Below are 17,645 nucleotides of genomic sequence, written 5' to 3' on the forward strand. Positions count from 1 at the left end.
GATCATGAAATACTTAATAAATAGCGAAAAGGCCATTACGGATCCACTTGATAAGAGTAAGAGGCGTCACCTGTTCCCTTTTCTAGTGTTCATCATTTTTATCGCAGTGCTTTTATTCTGCATCAGCCTGATGATTCCAAATATCGAGTTCAAGATCGCTCAGGATCCTACTCCGACAGAGGCCAACCAAACGATGTTCCTCGCACAGTCGTTTTTCACAGGACTAGCTGGTCTGGCGATCTTCATGATCACAGTCACAAAACGAAACAGCTACTGCATCGGACGCAAATACTCCGCGAAAGAAATGCAGGAGATGGCAAGAGAAATCCAACTCTCCCCTTATGACTCGACACCTCAAACCGAAGAGCTTATCAGCAGGCTTAAGACGTCGACGTTGCGGGTGAAGGATCAAAAGATGCTAAAAAGGCTCTTAAAAAGCACGCGACAGTCATACTGATCCCTTGACATCTTTTAGCGCAGCTTCATACAAAAAAAGTAAAACAGCATTCAGTCTCGAGGATTGAATGCTGTTTTTATGTGGAATTACATATTGCTGGCTTGTTTTCTATGATTAAATATCGCAAAGGCGATGTTAAAGGCGATCAGCACAGGTAAGATGAAAAGGATCGCCTTATAGCCGTATTGAACGGATATGGCAGCTCCTGTCATCGGCGATACCATCCACCCGAAGCTTCCCACCATGCCCATGTACCCGAAGAGGGTCCCTCTATTCTGAGGAGAAGTGAGTTCTGCGGCAGATGAGGTGAGCATGGGCTCGATTCCACCCAAGATAAAGAACAATAGTGTGTACGAAAGCATGAATCCGATCAGTCCGCCGCTTGCTATCACAAAAAAGCTAAAGACAAAGGCAATACCCAACAGGATTACGATCAGCTTCGATTTCTTGAACTTGTCCCCAAGCCTCGAGAGACTCAGACCGGCAACCGCCGTGGCAAGTCCCACGAACATATTTACCATACCTGTGACCGTGGCGATTCCGTCCTCGCCATGAATCGTCTTTAGGTAAAGCGGCATATAGGGTGCGAACACCGATCTTGTGAACCGCTGCATGAAGAGAATCACAAGCAGCGACACAATCGCAGAGCTTAAAATCTTTCCTTCGTGCTTATCCTTATGCTTTTTAAGCGCTGCGCCATAAGTTTCAGGGTCTTCCTTAATGAAAAGGAGTACCAGCAGCACACCGACAGCCATGAACAAGGCGCCTACAAAAAAACTGACCCGGTATCCGAAACGGTCTGCCACAAGGCCTCCTAAGGCGGGTCCGATCGAATATCCGATAAAGGTGGATGAGGCCATAAAACCAAGCGCGTAAGAAAGCCTCTCCTTTGGCGTGTTCGATGCGATAAAGGCCGACGCCGCGGTCACAGTACCGGTAAATAGACCCTGGGCGCTCCTAAGCGCCACAAGCGCGTAGATGTTCTGAACCAGTCCCATTCCACCGATGACGAAGACTGCAGCGAACATCGCCCTGAGGATCATCAGCTTACGCCCATACTTGTCCGCAAGCTTTCCCCAGATTGGAGCCATAAAGGCCATCGAAATCGCGGGCGCCGTGCTCAAAATTCCTGTAAAAAGATTGATCGCTTCAGGCGTATTCACACCTAACTCTTCAATATAAAAGGGGATAAAGGGGATCCCGAAGCCGAAGCTCATCAAGGAGATCACCTGCGTCACCCAGAGTATAAATAAGTTTCTTTTCCAAATAGGCATACATACCTTCTTTCTATCCATAAGTAGAGTATACCAAATTCATTCGGAAGTCGAAATTAATATATTGGCTTGTACTAGTACAGCGCTAAGGAAACTGCCCCCAACCCCTGTGTTTTACTCCATCGCCTTAAAGACCAACTCGTTTTCCAGTTGCTCCAGCTTTCTGGTAAAATCCCTGTCCGTGGTATGCTTATCCAGCATGTAGTCCAGTAAAAGTTCACTGAAGCGTTCCATCGTTTCCTCATTTAGCGGATAGTCCCGATTCAGATAGATCAGGTCTTCCGATTGCAGCCTTTCGTAGAACCTCACCACCCTGTCTTTTTCAAACTGGGCGACTTTAAGCTCTTTTAAGGATTCGATCACATCGGCACAGGTATCCCCGTTGGAACTGACAAAATTTAAAAAGGCATACACATCCTCAAGGTTGCTTGTCTGCCGGTTGATATAATAGCCCGATGTCCTAAAAGAGTCCGAATCGTCCAGCAGCACGACACCTCGTCCCTCATACCAGTCCAGATCTGTATAAAAATTCGTACTGGTCGGATAATAGATATAATCGTCATACCTCGGCAACCAAAATCCCTCATGGATGGCTTTTTTCATCTCGGCCTTTTGTGAGTAATCGTCGTTCAGCACATATTTTTTCGCCTCGCTTACGGCCAATCCCGTAGGTCCGACAAACGCATCCTCCACATAAAGACTTTTCAGTCGGTCCGCCCGTTTCTGCAGTTCCTCCGTATCGAAAGAGACGGCCTTCGACTCAAGGTCGACAAAGAGGTCGATAGGGAAATACATATCCAGGATCTGCTGATAGGTCGTACGTGTCAGAGGCAGGTCCCTTTCCTTCAGCCACGAGTCGATCACAGCACTCTTCTCTTCCATAGTGAACCGGTCTAGAAAAGTCTTACCGATCGCCTCGGTCTCCTCCCTGTCGTAAAGGTAACCTACCACCTCGATCCCTGTTGGCAGGTAGTACTGTTCCATAAATCCAGGTAGAAGTTCGGTCTTCAACTTGGTAAAGTCGATTTCTTGAAAATAACCGACCGCCTGCAAGTCCCTTGCCAGGGAGTAAATTTTCGTTTTCTCGCTGTACTGGCTATAGTCAAACACAAGATCCGGAGGCTGATCGCTTAACATCAGCGTCATCACCTTGTCCACATAGTCATCGTAAGTCGCAGCGTCGATTCGTATCGTTCTGACACGCGCGAAATCCTTGTTCACCATATTGTAGATCTCTACATCGCTGTAAAAGGACTGCAGCACCGGAGAATTTAAAAAGTAACTGCTCTCGTCCAGCGCGACATACGGAAGCACAATACCTATCTCACCCTTTTTCACATTGCCGGACCCCTCATTTGTACATCCAGTAGCTGCCAAAAGCGCGATCGCAATTACAATAAGCATCCATCTCCTATCCATTCCACTCGTTCCCCCCTCTTAAAGATAGCAATATTATAACATATACATAAAATGTAATACAATTACATATTAACAGGGGTGACACCGACCAACTCATCACTCGGTCCATAACCACAGCTCATAAAATCGCATCAAAAGTGCCAGTCACCGTTTGAACTATCCAAACGGTGACTGGCACTTTTTGACGCGGCTTATATTCGATATTGCTTCAAACTCTTATGCAGCACACTTTTCCAGTGCTCGAACTCGAGCACATGGTCAACATGTTTTTCATCCAGACCATGTCCGTTCATCAACTTTTGAATAGCTACTTCCACAACAAACGCCTCACGTTTATAGTTGTCTTTCAGCGCGCTTCGAAAGTCGACATTCATCGTAGTTCGCACGCCTTTCATCACACTTTCGAACAGCGTGTTATCACTCCCGATCAGTTCTTCGAGTTCGCTTAAGTAATTCACAGCACGCTTTATCTTAACAAGATCAATCATTCCTCTACCTACCACACCACCATTTCCAGCAGTTAGAATCAAATCCACACTCGTATGCAACAATCCGGAAAGGTCCACTAACAACGATACATCCGGTAAGGATTCGCCCCTTTCCCACTTAGAAACCGCCTGAGAGCTGACCAATAACCTTTCACCGAGCTCTTGCTGTGTGAAACCAATTTGGTTACGCCTCTCTTGAATATATGTTCCGATTTCAACGTTACTATACCTCATTACTGTTACCTCCAAATTATATTGAACATGTTCTGCTTCAATTATACCTATCTCTGCCTCTATAAAAAAGCAATCGTTGGTTGGATCGGGCAAAATCACACAACCTTCAGTTGATTCCACCGCGTCAAACCGTGCTGTTTTCGTATGATCATCCGCAAGTAAAAAGACTGAAGCTTATGCAGTTTATGCATCACTTCAGTCTTATTGGTCACTCTATTCTTGGCCTAATACCTTCATGCCCTATCTAGTATGGATCGCATGTATTCTGCCTTTTTTACTTTACTTAACTTCACTGCACCACATCCGGATTATAGCAGAGGATGATCTGATTGCCATCAGGGTCTTTGATGAGCACGCCGTTCACCTGCCAATATGGATTTCTTGGAACAAACTTTTCTACGTCTTTTAATCCTTTTAGCGTATTGAAGTATTCTTTCTCCGACTTGTAATAGAGCACGATCATGTCGTCCGGATCGCTTTTTCTTTCCATCTTCTCGCTGGACTGGGTGAACTCCAGATGCCATCCCTGATTCTTTAATCCGAGGAATATGCCGTTATATCCGTCGTTTCCATCAAATGATCCGAGAACCTCGAATCCTAGTTTTGTCGTATAGAACTCCTGAACATTATCGATTGAATTGGTGTGTTTTGCTACTCTCATCTGTTGATACATAGGTCACCTCGTCTACCTGTCTATGATTAAGGTCCGTCTTTATCTTAGATACCCAACTTAACTAGGCAAACATCACTCAAATCACATCTTGTCATTTAAAGGTTTAGATCGTTCAGACTGATATTCCTATACGTCAGGTCTTCTCTTGTGGCAAACCCGTAGCGCTTCCAGAAGGTATTACCTAGTTCATTCGCGCTAAAGACGACCAGACAGGCTTTGTTGATGCCGTCCTTTTTAAGAGCGTCCAGGGCATGGTCCACAAGGGCTATGCCGTAACCTTTGCCCCTAAATTCAGGATGCACTGCCGCATGATAGATGTATCCCCGTCTTCCGTCGTGACCGGCCATGATGCATCCGATCAGCAGGCCTTGCTCCTCTTTTACAAAACAGGAGGTCGGATTACGTTTTAAAAACCTTTCGATACCTTCTTTGGAATCATCCAGACTTCGTAGACCCATGCCCTCGATGCTCAGCCAAAAGGCATGCACCGCTTCATAATCCTCTATGCGCATCACCCTAATCATGTAGTTCACCGCGGCTGATGCTTTCAAGCGCGATCTGATACTCAAAAAGGGTCGCTGTCATGATTCCTTTTTTCACGGCAGGATCCTTCCTCATGATTTCCTCGGCCTGTTCTTTGGAATCGGCTTTAAGGATGACGATACCGAATCCGTCATCTGTCTCCCTATCGGTCTTGCCGGCCAGCAAGACGACGCCTTTTTCTGTAAGCGTCTTAAGATTTAGAAAGTGCTCGCCTACGATTTCCTCATCTTCTTTTGTCCATGTGTTGCTTTTAACAATGCGGTCCACCAGTTTGAGCATGTATAGGTACTGCTTCATAGGATAATCCTCACTTTCTTCAAATCAATCTACCAGAAACGTCAAAGTCAGTTCAAAATACCCAAGATGATCAGAAACTGTCCGCTGATGTAGCTGAACATGACATAGCTGTTAGGCAGCAAATCGACGCCTCTGATTTTTCTGAATGCCAACACAGAATCCGACGAACCGAATAGGATCGCCCCAAGTGCGATGAAGGTCGCTGCCAGGTCAAGGCGTATGTAAAAGAGCGCCAATGCGGATACGATCATGGTGCCTATGACGACCATGTACAGCACCACTCCGACAAGCATCACACCTTTTGGCCTGACTCCCTTTAAGATGATCAGCCCGTACCACCCTACGATGCAGACGATTCCATAAAAAAGCATGGGAATCTTCGACCAGTCGACGATGGTGAAGAAGAAGTACACATAGGCAAGATGCCCCAGTAAGAAGGATAAGAGTCCAAGCATGAACATCCACTTGGGATCACTGATTACCACTGCGCCTGAAGCGTCTTTTTTTCTGATTCCCATTAAAAACAGATCGCCGATCCAGCCGAGCGCGAGCGCGATCACAATCGCAACGTTCACATCAGCGGCGCTACTGATATAGATGGATGCGAGTAGCGGCATCAAAAGCGCTTTTGAATACCTTCTGATCAGGCAGAGCCTTAAGTCGGTTTCTCTTTGCGTCAAAAGATTGGCGCTGGTCACCAGTATGAATAGTCCCCATAAAATGTACATCGATTCTCCCCCTATTTTTTATATTTACTAAGACTAGTTTACCACACTTACGACATCCACAACCTTGGTTGCTATTCTACTGACAAAGGTTTTATCGTGCTCCACAAAAATCATGGTCGGGCGGTAGCTGAGGATCGCTTCTTCTATCTGGATCCTCGACAGCACATCGACATAGTTTAGCGGTTCGTCCCAGATATAGATATTGGCCTTTTCGCACAGGCTTGCTGCGATCAGCACCTTCTTTTTTTGTCCTTCGCTGAAAGCGCTCATATCCTTTTCAAACTGGATTTGCGACATATCCATCTTATGAAGGATCGTTTTGAACTGACCCTCGTCGATCCCACGCTCCTTGGCATAGGTTGACAGGTCACCCGATAATGCAGCTGTGTTCTGAGAGACATAGGACACCTTCAACCTAGTCCCCTTTTCCAAGCGGCCGGAATAGGCGATGTCCTCGTTTGTCATAAGCTTTAGAAGACTCGACTTGCCTGATCCGTTGAATCCTGTTATCGCAATCCTTTCCCCTCGGTTGACTGCAAAGGTCACCGGCTGATTGACCTTGCTTTCGCCGTAGGATACGACCACGTCCTCAAAGTGAAAGAGCCTTTCTCTAAAGTAGTCCTGCGCCTGTATGGCAAGTGGAAAGGACTGTTCGATATTTTTAAGCAGTTTCGACTTGTCCTCAAGCACCTTTGTCTGTCTGGTTTCAATGGCCTTTGAACGTTTCATCATCTTGGCGGCCTTGGCTCCAATCGCCCCACGGTCGCAAGGTCCGAATCCAATTTTCGTCGCTTCGACATCGTCCGACCATTTCGCGGTTCTCTTCATGGCGGTCATCAGCCTTTTCACATCTTTCTTCAGCTTTTCGTTTTCATTGATTTCGTTCTGGTCTTCCCTTGTCTTGTTGAGGTACCAAGAGGAAAAGTTCCCTTTTTGTACGATGATATCGGTCTTGTTGATCGTCAGGATATGGTCGATACAGGCGTCCAGAAACAAGCGGTCGTGCGAAACCAGTATGAATCCCTTTTTACTTCTCAAGTAGTCACTGACTATTTTTCGTCCTTCCACATCCAGATGATTTGTTGGCTCATCGATTAAGAGAAACTGATTCTCTTTTAAAAAGAGAGCCGCGAGCATCACTTTGGTCTGCTCACCTTGACTAAGGGTATTGAAGGGTCTATACAATACCTCGTCGTCCACTCCTAAAAGGGACAACTCCTTTTCAAGCTGCCACTGTTCAAATGCGGGGCACACGTCTTCCAACACATGAACCGTGAGCATGTTGTCCTCTTTTACTTCAAAGGGGAAATAATCGAATGCCACCGAACTTGAGATCGTCCCCCTGTACTCATACTTTCCTAGCAGGAGCTTCATAAAGGTCGTTTTACCGCGACCGTTCCTCCCTGTGAAACCAAGCTTCCAATCCGTATCCATCTGAAAGGATACGTTGTCAAAAATCAAATCATAACTTCCATCATAACCAAAGGTCATGTTATTTACTTTCACTATCGACATATGCTGCCTCCATTCTATTAAAAAACCGCAAGAAAATGAATTCTTGCGGTTCAAAAAACAAATGAATAGGCAGTGACAAAGTCACCACATCCATCAAGGTATTTTGAAGAATCATTTTCTCGCTACGCACACAAAAACAAGCAGTTAACATCCATTAAACGCCGTACTTGTCCTATGCAGTTCAGTTATCACTGTAATTAGCAAGAAATAGTATTCATCCTTCGTTCTCCTTTTATTTAAGCTTCCCTTTATTATATCATCTCATACACAAAATAATCCTCAGCCTCCAGCGTCCATTTCAATTATAACCGTTTTTTCCATACCCCACGTAGTTGCTGCACCTTGTGCCAGCCCTTAAAACAGTTTTCAGCATTTATTCAAATCGTGTCTCCGTGTCCTCAGAAAGCGCAGCGTCTCACAATAGTAGGTGTTTGAAATAGTGACGAGCGTAGGATGCTATCTTGGGTACACGACTAAAGCCTTGCAACAAAAAAATTCTCCGTGGGCTTTTAAAAGAGAAAACTCTCTAAAACACCTCACGGAGAACTAATCATTCAAATGCTATTCTATTCTCTTTCCTTCAACTGCGTAACAATAAAGGATGCCACATTCTCAGCAAAGGTTCCTGGTCCGAATCCTGCGTCAAAGCCTAGCTCTTTAGCGATTTCGTGGTTGAGTCTTGGGCCGCCGCAAGCGACGATCATCTTGTCTCTCAACCCTTCCGCTTCAAGCAGTTCGATCAGGTTTGTCAGGTTGTGGATATGCACATCCTTTTGCGTGACGATTTGTGATACTAAAATCGCATCGGCGTTTACTTCCACCGCTTTTGCAATCAGTTCTTCATTGGGCACTTGCGAACCCATGTTGATGGCGTTGATGCCCTTGTATCTTTCAAGGCCGTAGTGTCCGTCAAAGCCCTTCATGTTGAAGATCGCGTCGATTCCTACCGTATGGGCGTCAGTTCCTGTGCAAGCGCCGACGATTGTGATTTCGCGGTCGAAGTTTTCTTTGACGAAGTCTTCCACACCGTACTTGTCCATCACGTCACCCTCTACCTTAGGTACGTGAATCGTCGTGAAATCAACGGTGTGCGTGCATTTGCCGTAGGCGACGAACATGGTGTAGCCGACTCCAAGATCCGTTGCGTTGACAACCGCCGGTTCGTCCATTCCCATTTTAGCGAGCAGCTGCTTTGCAGCTTCTATCGCCTCGTCGCCATGTGGAACTGGAAGCGTGAAGTTGAACTGCATGAGTCCGTCGTTGAGTGTGTCGCCGTAAGGCTTAATTTTTGTCAAATCGATCTTTTGAGACATTAACGGTCACCTCCAAGCATGAGTGGAATAAACGGATTGAAGTAATGTTCACCTTTAGTGGTTACGCCGCTAAGACCCTTACCGCCGTCTTTGGCGCGCTTGACATCGGCGAATCCACCTTTTTCGATGGTTTCCATCAGGCCGTCTTTTTCAATTCTTTCAAGCATGTCGGCAGCTTCTTTCACAATTCCTTGTGCACGAGACTGGATGATTCCGCCTGTTTTGAACTCGATCTCAGAAGAGATGTCCTTCATGTTGTTGAATACGTATTTCGCGTTGTCGATAGAAAGCGCCCTGTCTTGCAGTAGTGGCGTATGGATCGCTTCTGTCAACATGCCTAGCAGCTGGATTCCTTGGTTTGTCATGATCGACACCGTGTTGAACAGCGCGTTTTGAACATGTCCTTTGTAGATGTCGCCTGTCATGTACTTTGTCGGCGGCATGTATTTGAGCGGCGCCTTAGGGAAGATTTCTCTAGCCATTTGCGCTTGTGACAACTCGTATAGGAATCCATTTTCTAAATTCGGATTCATTTCGAATGCATGACCCAGTCCCATCTGTTCTTCAGGAAGACCCGCAAGCAGTGCGAACTGCTCGTTGATGAACTGAGAAGCCAGTACCGTATGCGCCTCTTCAAATGCGTCGGCAGTTGTCAGGTAGTTGTCCTCGCCCGTGTTGATGATGACACCTGCAAAACCGTTGATTACTCTTGAGAAGAACTGGTCCACCAGGGTACGCTGCATGTTGATGTCTCTGAACAGGATGCCGTATAGTGCGTCGTTGAGCATAACGTCCAAACGTTCAAAAGCGCCCATCGCTGCGATCTCAGGCATGCAAAGACCTGAACAGTAGTTACAAAGTCTGATGTATTTTCCGACTTCCTCACCGATCTCATCGAGTGCAGATCTCATCAGTCTGAAGTTCTCTTGTGTGGCGTAAGTTCCGCCAAAACCTTCTGTGGTCGGTCCGTATGGCACGTAATCGAGTAGCGACTGGCCAGTTGTGCGGATAACCGCGATGATGTCGGCGCCTTGTCTTCCTGCCGCCTGAGCCTGCAGGATATCCTCGTAGATGTTGCCTGTGGCTACGATGACATAGAGGTAAGGTTTCGCACCTTCGCCAAGATTTTTAAGGTAGTCTTCGCGTTTGTTTCTATTCGATTTGATGAACGCCGTTTTTTCAACAGCGATCGCATTGATTTTTTCGCTGATTTCTTTGGCAGACGCCATTTCAAGTTGTGTTAAATCAAGCGTTCCCGCTGAAATCGCTTCTGCTATCTCTTGTGGTGTCAATCCCTTTTGGATCATCGCGTTACCGATAAAGTAGGCGATACCCTGGTTCAGCACACCCGCCTGAGCGATATGGTCGACGATGATGTTTGGAAGCGGTGTTCCGATCTCATCTACGCCGTCGATTCCTAAAAGTCTTGCGATCGTTCTTTCTACGGCAACCGTCGTATGGTTGTCGATGAAGAGTTGTATGTCTTCAGCGATTTTCTTAGCTGAGCCTCTGGCCTTGCTAATCAGATGCTGGTCCAAATTCAATTTACTTTGCACGCTTTTCCTCCCTTTACCTAGTAACTACTTATCTTTATGCAAGTATTTTCTTGCACTATCTATAATGGCCTTGTCCAGTCCAAGTAAGGCCGCGATGGTTAGCGCGTCCTTAGGTGGATTGATCGTCTGGTCCACTTCTTCGAGCTCGTAATCCATCATCAGAGACAACTGCTCTATGATTTCTTTGGCACCCGTTTTGAACACTTCCTTGTCAATGGCTTTTAAGCCTTTCACCTGAAGGTGTTTCACATCGTCATGCCTGCCGATGCCGTCAAAATGCGTGGTGATCACCGATTTCGACCTGCTCTTTCTAAGCGCCTCGATGATGCTTTCTGAAAGTGCGGCGCCCTCTGTAGGATTTGTTCCCCTTGCCAGTTCATCGATTAAGATCAAACCCTCGCGATCAGCTTGATCCAGTACTAGCTTCAGGTGCATCATTTCGGCACCAAAGGTGGATAGACCTAGGTCTATGCTCTGTTCATCTCCTATCAGGCTTGCTATGAATTCAAACATCGGCATTTCAGCTTTTTCGGCAGGCACATACAACCCCATATGCGCCATGCCTACAATCAAGCCGATCATCTTCAGTGCGATGGTTTTACCACCCATGTTCGCACCAGTTATCAAGGTAACCGGAGTACCGAACCTCACCGATACCGGTGTGTACATCCTTTTGTCGCGCTTTAGCCGCGACTCGACAAGGCTATGTCTACCCTTGACGATGGTTACCTCCGACCCAGCCTTTAAAAAACTTGGTCTTACACCATTTACCCCAATGGCAAGAAACGCTTTCGCTAAATAAAAATCGAGGTATCCTATCGCTTGCAGTGAACTTCTGAACCTGTCCACCTCAAGGCTTAGGCTACTCGTCAAATCTACTCTCACTTCATACATGGCTTCTTCTTCTTCTTGAAGCAGTATTTCGTGCTTTTGTTTTTTCGCCTGTACCGCCTCATCGGGCACCACCGCGAAGGTGACATGCTGATAGTGTTCGTCCACCTGATACAGTCTTGAATCCGCGACCATTATCTCGAATAGTCCCTCGACAGACCGGTTGATCGTCGTCGTACCGTTCGGTTTGAATCTGAGTTCAGGATAATCTCCGACCAAGGCTCTGATCTGCTTGATCCTGGCGCCTTTAAGTTCCTTTTCGCATTCGCCGAGCAGCTCTCTGACAGACTTAAGCCTCTTAGAATAGCCGTCCGAAATGTAAAAGGTCTCTAAGGCTTCCCCCGTAGGATCCAGCAGCTCATAGGACCCGCTTGGAAAACTGATCTTGAGTGCCTCAGGCAAGTTCTGAAAGAAAGTGCCGTACTGGCAGATCAGTTCTTTCATCTGAATGAGCAGGCACTTGATTTCATAGAGTTCGACTTGCGTCAGTGTCACAAGATCTCCGATATTGTCGATGGTCACCTGCAAATCTTTGATATGCATGAAAATCGTGCGCATCTTGGAAAAATAATGCGCATCTGATTTAAGCCTTTGTACAAACAGGTCCAGTACGTCAAAGTCCGATTCAAGTCTGAAAAGCTCCTCAGTTTGATAAGGCCTTAGCTCGGCTTTGACCGCCCGACCGTATGCGGTCTGCACTTTGATCAGTTTTAGTACATCATCAAGTCCCAGTGTCGTTTGACTGTCCATCAAAAATTCCATGTTGTTTCCTCAAATTTCACGTTGTACACAGGTGTATCTATCAGCTTTTGTTCTAGTTGGCACCTTAATAAGTCGGCATCAAAACTGTATCCCGCAGGTGCTGTCGGATTGACCGTCACACCGATCAGGTGGATGGTCTCACACACTTCTACTTTTAAACCCCGTTTGGTATAGATGGACCATTCCCTCGGGTGTAAAAAGATGCGCGTGGCATCCTTCACTACCCAGGTCAGTCCTTTTAACGTTCCCCTTACTTCAAGTACATCCGCTAGCAGTTTTTCCCCTAAACTGCCGGGAAGCAGTATATGCGTTGTCTCTTCTTCTGCTTCCCTTGCGATTGCCCTACCCGCTCCTAGAGCGGTTTTAAGCGCTAGAGTCTTTACTTCTGTTCCGTCCGCCGTCGGCTTCATAAGACCGACGTTCCGTTCGCGGATGACGCTCGAAGCTTCACTGTGAAACTCAGGCTTTATCTTTTCCAGTCCAAAAAGCCGCACGCGGTGCGCGGTCTCATCGATTACCGTATTCATGTTTCTGCTTAGTACCGCACCCGTTGCAAGTATGGTCGCATCGGTCACTGATGGTGATGCCAGACTTTTTCGATCAAGCGCCCCATCTACCAGTACCACATCGGCGCCAAGACCTTGCATTTTAAGTGCAACAGTCTGTATGCCTATCGTGGTGGATGGTCCTGCAATTTGAACATATCCGTCATGTCGAATCTTTGCGATAATGATTTTTCCCATGGCTGTTTGTATGTCCGTCATATGCACAATTTCCATCCTGGCAGTCGCTTGTTCAAATAACCCTTCAGCGGTCGCTATCAGTGTTCCCTCATATACATAGATGGTCGGCTTATCGGTTTGGGTTACCAGATCGAGCGTTTCACCGTCCCGTCCGATCGATGTGATGCCCAGAGCCACCCCATGGCTGTAGGCCTCATCTATCAGATAGTTGAGTGTCACGGTCTTTCCGGCATTTTTCGCCATTCCGATGACCGAGATGCTTTTGTACTTGTTTTGAGCAATTGTATCTAAGAGACCCATGTCAACTCCTAGTCGTGTTTATTTCGCTTATGTCTGTCCAGTTCCTTAAGTTCGATGCTGACACGTTCGCCGTGAAGCAGGCTTAATACGCCGTCTTCATGCGGTTTGTTTTCTGATGTGCACACATCGCACTGGCAGTTCTCTTCGTATCTGGTAGGCTCTGTATACGTTGTTACAACACCTTCATAGTTACGAAGCACTACACGGTTAGGTGATTGCGACAAGACATAGTTAGGCATGACAGGTGTCTTACCGCCGCCGCCTGGAGCATCGACAACGAAGGTAGGAACCGCATAACCGGAAGTATGGCCGCGTAATCCTTCGATGATTTCGATACCTTTTGATACAGGCGTTCTAAAGTGCTCGATACCTAGTGATAGGTCACACTGATAGATATAGTATGGTCTTACACGCATTTTTACCAAGTCGTGAACCAGTTTTTTCATAACGTGGACGCAGTCGTTGATGCCTCTTAATAAGACTGACTGATTACCTAACGGTATACCCGCGTTCGCAAGTAGATCGCATGCCGCTTTGGCTTCTGGAGTGATCTCTTTTGAATGGTTGAAGTGAGTGTTCAACCAAACCGGGTGGTACTTTTTAAGCATTTCGACAAGAGCCGGTGTGATACGCTGCGGCATTACAACAGGTGTTCTTGAACCGAGTCTGATGATTTCAACGTGCGGAATCTCTCTTAGTCTCTTGATGATATACTCAAGTCTTTCATCAGAAACTAACAGACAGTCGCCACCAGAAAGCAATACGTCTCTGATTACTGGAGTCTTTGCGATATATTCGATCGCAGCATCGATTCTGTCCACACCGATCTCATCGTCAGATTGACCTGCGAATCTTCTACGTGTGCAGTGACGGCAGTACATGGAACACATGTCTGTGATCAGTAGCAGTACTCTGTCAGGATAACGGTGTGTAAGTCCAGGTGCCGGAGAATCCTCGTCCTCATGCAGTGGATCGTCCATGTCCGCAAGTGATCTGTGCGTCTCCGATTTTGTTGGAACCGCCTGCATTCTAACCGGGCAGTGCGGATCGTTCACGTCCATCAGCGTCGCATAGTAAGGAGTGATACCCATTCTTAAGATTTCGAGCGATTTAGTCACGCCGTCCTCTTCTTCTTGAGTCAGGTTGATTACCTTCTTAAGCTCCTCAAGTGTCGTGATGCGGTTTCTCACTTGCCAGTGCCAGTCATTCCACTGCTCGTCAGTCACGTCTTTCCATAATTCTATGTCTCTAAAATGTCTCATGAAATCTCCTCTTAAGCGTATAGTTTTTCGTAAACATCTCGAAGTTCTTTAGATTCTCTCATAATATTTAGTGCTATTTGAGCATGTCCTCTTGCATAACCGTTACCGATGATCATTTGAGTGTCCATACCCACGCCTTCAGCGCCAAGAGCTGCAGCTGTGAAGCTTGTCGCCATTGAGAAGAAGTAGATCAGTCCGTCAGGATTCGTGCATAAGATCGTTGACATTTCTGTATTTGGCACGTTTACGCAGTTGATCGTAACATCAGCCATCTTGCCATCTGTTATTTCTTTGATGATGTTCATCATTTCAACAGGTTTAGTCGCATCTGTAGCGATGTAGTGGTCGGCAAGACCAAGACCTTTTACTTTTTCCAGCGATTTTTCAGAGTGGCCTAGGCAGATGACCTTACCAGTGATGCCCGCTCTTTTTCTTGCTTCGTAAAGGCAAAGCATTCCCGATTTACCGGCACCGCCGATAACAAGAACCGTATCACCCGGTTTAACAAGTTTAGCCGTTTGCGCAGGTGCTCCAGCTACATCCAGTACAGAAAGCGCTAGGTTTTCCGGCATGTCGCTTGGAAGTACAGCGTAGATTCCGCTTTCGAACAAGATCGCCTGTCCTGTCACATCCACTTGGTCTATGTCTTTTCTTACTTCGTTGATCGACTCGATGTTAAGCGGTGTTAAAGAAAGCGAAACAAGCGTAGCCAGTTTGTCGCCTACCTTCAAGTCCGTTTTGCCTGCAAGTTCAGAACCGATTTCTTTTACTCGGCCGATAAGCATACCACCAGAACCGGTTACAGGATTGTGTTGCTTTCCTCTTTTGGCTACCGTATCCAAGATGATGTTTTTGATGCCTTCTATGTCTCCGCCTGCTTGTTCTTTGATTTGAGTGAAGCTCGCTGAGTCGACATTGAGTGTCTGAACATCAATAAGTACTTCGTTGTCGTAGATTTCCATTGTGTTGTCAATTTTCCAAGCTGGTTGTGGTAGTGTACCCACTGGCTCGATCACGCGATGCGTTCCGAATTTGCATCCTTGTTTCATAAATTGGCCTCCCTTAAATGCCAGCAAACGCTGGTCTACTCATTTTCCATATAGGTATAATGCAAGCTTTATGCCAAGTTGATGAAATCGTTGTCATGCTCTGTTTTCAAGGCCTAAACCCAATTGATACCCACTCTCAAATTGTACTGATGACACTCTGCCCAAAATTGGGCGCAGGTGGATAAATTAAAGGCCGACCCCCTTAATAGAGTGTCAGCCTTTTCAACTTGTATTGTAGCGTCTGTCTTGGAATCCCAAGCTGTTTAGCAGCCTCAGACACATTACCCGCTGTCGTCAACATCGCCTGCTGGATCATCTTCTTCTCTAGTTCGTTCACCGCGTCCGCCAAGTTCACATTGGGGTCGAATTCCTTCTGTACAGGGCCAAGTTTCTTCAGCAACTGAGGAGGAAGTTCTGCAAGCGTGATCCACATACCATCAAGCATACTTATGGCTCCTTCTATCACGTGCTCCAGTTCCCTTACATTGCCGGGCCAGTCATAGATCTTAAAGAGCGCCATCACATCCTCTGTTATCCCTCTGACTTGACGTTTTAGCTTCTTGTTGAAATAAGTGGTGAAATGAGCGACCAAAAGGGGCAAGTCCTCAAGCCTTTCCTTAAGCGTCGGCAGTTCCAAGGTGATGGTGTTGAGCCGATAGAAGAGGTCTGTTCTCAAGTCACCATTTTCGAGCACAAGCTCCGGTGATGTGTTGATCGCAGCGATCACACGCACATCCACTTTTCTTGAGTGATTGTCTCCAACCCTCCTAAGCCAGCCGTCCTGTAAAAATCTTAGCAGCTTGGCCTGCAGTTCCAGTGGCATGGAATTGATCTCATCCAAAAATATTGTGCCGCCATTTGCAGTCTCAAGCAGTCCTGCCCGGTCCCTTGCACCTGTATATGCTCCTTCTACCGTGCCAAAAAGAATTCCTTCGAGCAGGTTTGCAGGAAGCGCCGCACAGTTTTGTGCGATAAAGGGCGCATTCGATCTTGCACTTGCATGATGTATCGACTGCACGAACAGTTCTTTACCGGTCCCCGTATCACCAGCCACAAGCACAGGACTGGAGAGCTTGGACGCCTTAAAGGCCTTGTCCTTCAATTGGATCAGCTGTTCGTTTTGCGTGATGATATCGTCAAAATGGAAGGAGAGCATGGAGTTTTCAGTGACTTCGGCTTCTTTCACCGAGCTATAAACCCTGCGCTGAAGATCCGCGATTCTCTCACTCATGTCCTTTACTTCTGTAATATCCCTCGAAATCTCTATCGCGCCTCTGATTCGACCGTTTTCCTTGATAGGCACAGTCGAATTGATTGTTGCGATGGTCTTTCCTTTGTAGGTTACAAACGACTGTTCGACATTAAGGATCGGTTCACCTGTCTGCAAAACCTTATAAAGGGTCGAGGTGTTTCTTTTTAGGGATGGATAGACCGACAGCAGGGGTTTTCCAAGCACATCCTGAATCGCAATGTCGTCAAGTGCCGCAGCTTTCTTGTTGCAGTAGACGATAATTCCGTTTGCGTCAATCTCCATTAAACCATCACTTAAGTGGTCAACTACGATTTTTAACTTGTCCATCACTCACCGCCCATTTTTCGGCATGCGCGCCTAATTTTCGGCATGCTTTGTAAAAAAATAAAACAACCGCTTCCACTGCTTTTTTTCATCTTCAGAAACCCCTCTCATCGACACTTGGTCAAGAGCGTTCTGTATCATAGCGTATTGCTCTTCAATCTCGCCTGCCGCTTTAAGTTCACCGACTAGGTGAATGAACTTTTCATCTGTGAACTCATCAGAGATGCCAAGTCCTTCCACCGTCATCCTATGGCTTAACCTTTTCATGCGCAGGTAGGTTTCATTCTTTTCATGATACCCTAGGGTCAATCCTTCAGTCCTTGCGCTTTGTGTCAAGGTCAGGTTTACAAATCCCGTGGTTGTCAATTCATAACTTTCAAATAGATCCATGCTATCCAGGGCAGCTCTTAAGAGAAGCATCGAGTCCTTATCCCTGATAAAAAAGGAATGGAAGGCATAATCGAAAGGAGGTGTGCCCCGCCTCAAATTCACATGGATGGAATCATCCTTAAGAACGGACCTAATGTCCTGTTCAAGTCTTTGACGTACTTGCTCTTTCGTCATC

Annotated in this window: 17 protein-coding genes; 1 reads left to right on the forward strand and 16 read right to left on the reverse strand. The window is 46.5% G+C overall.

The annotated features are described in order from the left end of the window. Positions 1-4: 4 nt before the first annotated feature. Positions 5-457 carry a hypothetical protein gene (locus DWB64_RS05190; protein WP_129487138.1) on the forward strand — a complete coding sequence of 151 codons (453 nt, stop codon included), beginning with the start codon at positions 5-7 and terminating at the stop codon, positions 455-457. An 86-nt stretch (positions 458-543) separates the two neighbouring features. Here DWB64_RS05190 and DWB64_RS05195 read toward each other — a convergent pair whose 3' ends face one another. The 16 genes from DWB64_RS05195 to DWB64_RS05270 form a co-directional block, all read right to left on the reverse strand. Beyond that, the gene (locus DWB64_RS05195) at positions 544-1,731 is read right to left on the reverse strand and encodes an MFS transporter (protein WP_164980244.1); all 1,188 of its coding nucleotides are present in this window, start codon (positions 1,729-1,731) and stop codon (positions 544-546) included. Positions 1,732-1,845: 114 nt separating this feature from the next. Further along, positions 1,846-3,150 (reverse strand): hypothetical protein, encoded by a 1,305-nt coding sequence (locus DWB64_RS05200; RefSeq protein ID WP_129487140.1) that lies wholly within the window; start codon positions 3,148-3,150, stop codon positions 1,846-1,848. 191 nt (positions 3,151-3,341) lie between these two features. Beyond that, on the reverse strand, positions 3,342-3,872 hold the full coding sequence (locus tag DWB64_RS05205) for a helix-turn-helix domain-containing protein (RefSeq protein ID WP_129487141.1): 531 nt from the start codon (positions 3,870-3,872) through the stop codon (positions 3,342-3,344). A gap of 289 nt (positions 3,873-4,161) precedes the next feature. Next, positions 4,162-4,545 carry a VOC family protein gene (locus tag DWB64_RS05210; RefSeq protein WP_129487142.1) on the reverse strand — a complete coding sequence of 128 codons (384 nt, stop codon included), beginning with the start codon at positions 4,543-4,545 and terminating at the stop codon, positions 4,162-4,164. Positions 4,546-4,640: 95 nt separating this feature from the next. Then, on the reverse strand, positions 4,641-5,069 hold the full coding sequence (locus DWB64_RS05215; RefSeq protein WP_129487143.1) for a GNAT family N-acetyltransferase: 429 nt from the start codon (positions 5,067-5,069) through the stop codon (positions 4,641-4,643). Further along, positions 5,062-5,385, reverse strand: coding sequence for a YciI family protein (locus DWB64_RS05220; RefSeq protein ID WP_129487144.1), 324 nt, complete (start codon positions 5,383-5,385; stop codon positions 5,062-5,064). Before DWB64_RS05220 ends, DWB64_RS05215 begins: the two co-directional genes overlap by 8 nt. A gap of 47 nt (positions 5,386-5,432) precedes the next feature. Beyond that, positions 5,433-6,113 (reverse strand): lysoplasmalogenase, encoded by a 681-nt coding sequence (locus DWB64_RS05225; protein ID WP_129487145.1) that lies wholly within the window; start codon positions 6,111-6,113, stop codon positions 5,433-5,435. A gap of 33 nt (positions 6,114-6,146) precedes the next feature. Beyond that, on the reverse strand, positions 6,147-7,628 hold the full coding sequence (gene abc-f, locus DWB64_RS05230; protein WP_129487146.1) for a ribosomal protection-like ABC-F family protein: 1,482 nt from the start codon (positions 7,626-7,628) through the stop codon (positions 6,147-6,149). A gap of 566 nt (positions 7,629-8,194) precedes the next feature. Beyond that, positions 8,195-8,941: an OAM dimerization domain-containing protein gene (locus DWB64_RS05235; protein ID WP_129487147.1), complete on the reverse strand. Its 747-nt coding sequence runs from the start codon at positions 8,939-8,941 to the stop codon at positions 8,195-8,197. Beyond that, on the reverse strand, positions 8,941-10,497 hold the full coding sequence (locus DWB64_RS05240) for a lysine 5,6-aminomutase subunit alpha (protein WP_129487148.1): 1,557 nt from the start codon (positions 10,495-10,497) through the stop codon (positions 8,941-8,943). The genes DWB64_RS05235 and DWB64_RS05240 overlap by 1 nt, the downstream gene beginning before the upstream one ends. Positions 10,498-10,521: 24 nt before the next feature. Beyond that, complete coding sequence (locus tag DWB64_RS05245) at positions 10,522-12,150, reverse strand: hypothetical protein (protein WP_129487149.1); 1,629 nt, start codon at positions 12,148-12,150, stop codon at positions 10,522-10,524. After that, positions 12,138-13,193, reverse strand: coding sequence for a hypothetical protein (locus DWB64_RS05250; protein ID WP_129487150.1), 1,056 nt, complete (start codon positions 13,191-13,193; stop codon positions 12,138-12,140). Before DWB64_RS05250 ends, DWB64_RS05245 begins: the two co-directional genes overlap by 13 nt. 8 nt (positions 13,194-13,201) lie before the next feature. Then, complete coding sequence (ablA, locus tag DWB64_RS05255) at positions 13,202-14,455, reverse strand: lysine 2,3-aminomutase (protein ID WP_129487151.1); 1,254 nt, start codon at positions 14,453-14,455, stop codon at positions 13,202-13,204. A gap of 11 nt (positions 14,456-14,466) precedes the next feature. Continuing rightward, complete coding sequence (locus tag DWB64_RS05260; protein WP_129487152.1) at positions 14,467-15,504, reverse strand: zinc-binding dehydrogenase; 1,038 nt, start codon at positions 15,502-15,504, stop codon at positions 14,467-14,469. Between the two features lie 202 nt (positions 15,505-15,706). After that, positions 15,707-17,083: a sigma-54-dependent Fis family transcriptional regulator gene (locus tag DWB64_RS05265; protein WP_164980245.1), complete on the reverse strand. Its 1,377-nt coding sequence runs from the start codon at positions 17,081-17,083 to the stop codon at positions 15,707-15,709. A 30-nt stretch (positions 17,084-17,113) separates the two neighbouring features. Further along, positions 17,114-17,644, reverse strand: a complete 531-nt coding sequence (locus DWB64_RS05270) for a hypothetical protein (RefSeq protein WP_129487153.1) — start codon at positions 17,642-17,644, stop codon at positions 17,114-17,116. Between the last annotated feature and the right edge of the window lies 1 nt (position 17,645).

The sequence above is a fragment of the Fusibacter sp. A1 genome (assembly GCF_004125825.1).
GTDB lineage: Bacteria > Bacillota > Clostridia > Peptostreptococcales > Acidaminobacteraceae > QQWI01.

Excerpts from the sequence above, each read along its gene's own strand:
- DWB64_RS05190 (WP_129487138.1), top strand. The coding sequence starts at position 5 with ATGAAATACTTAATAAATAGCGAAAAGGCCATTACGGATCCACTTGAT.
- DWB64_RS05195 (WP_164980244.1), bottom strand. The coding sequence starts at position 1,731 with ATGCCTATTTGGAAAAGAAACTTATTTATACTCTGGGTGACGCAGGTG.
- DWB64_RS05200 (WP_129487140.1), bottom strand. The coding sequence starts at position 3,150 with ATGGATAGGAGATGGATGCTTATTGTAATTGCGATCGCGCTTTTGGCA.
- DWB64_RS05205 (WP_129487141.1), bottom strand. The coding sequence starts at position 3,872 with ATGAGGTATAGTAACGTTGAAATCGGAACATATATTCAAGAGAGGCGT.
- DWB64_RS05210 (WP_129487142.1), bottom strand. The coding sequence starts at position 4,545 with ATGTATCAACAGATGAGAGTAGCAAAACACACCAATTCAATCGATAAT.
- DWB64_RS05215 (WP_129487143.1), bottom strand. The coding sequence starts at position 5,069 with ATGATTAGGGTGATGCGCATAGAGGATTATGAAGCGGTGCATGCCTTT.
- DWB64_RS05220 (WP_129487144.1), bottom strand. The coding sequence starts at position 5,385 with ATGAAGCAGTACCTATACATGCTCAAACTGGTGGACCGCATTGTTAAA.
- DWB64_RS05225 (WP_129487145.1), bottom strand. The coding sequence starts at position 6,113 with ATGTACATTTTATGGGGACTATTCATACTGGTGACCAGCGCCAATCTT.
- abc-f (WP_129487146.1), bottom strand. The coding sequence starts at position 7,628 with ATGTCGATAGTGAAAGTAAATAACATGACCTTTGGTTATGATGGAAGT.
- DWB64_RS05235 (WP_129487147.1), bottom strand. The coding sequence starts at position 8,941 with ATGTCTCAAAAGATCGATTTGACAAAAATTAAGCCTTACGGCGACACA.
- DWB64_RS05245 (WP_129487149.1), bottom strand. The coding sequence starts at position 12,150 with ATGGAATTTTTGATGGACAGTCAAACGACACTGGGACTTGATGATGTA.
- DWB64_RS05250 (WP_129487150.1), bottom strand. The coding sequence starts at position 13,193 with ATGGGTCTCTTAGATACAATTGCTCAAAACAAGTACAAAAGCATCTCG.
- ablA (WP_129487151.1), bottom strand. The coding sequence starts at position 14,455 with ATGAGACATTTTAGAGACATAGAATTATGGAAAGACGTGACTGACGAG.
- DWB64_RS05260 (WP_129487152.1), bottom strand. The coding sequence starts at position 15,504 with ATGAAACAAGGATGCAAATTCGGAACGCATCGCGTGATCGAGCCAGTG.
- DWB64_RS05265 (WP_164980245.1), bottom strand. The coding sequence starts at position 17,083 with ATGGACAAGTTAAAAATCGTAGTTGACCACTTAAGTGATGGTTTAATG.
- DWB64_RS05270 (WP_129487153.1), bottom strand. The coding sequence starts at position 17,644 with ATGACGAAAGAGCAAGTACGTCAAAGACTTGAACAGGACATTAGGTCC.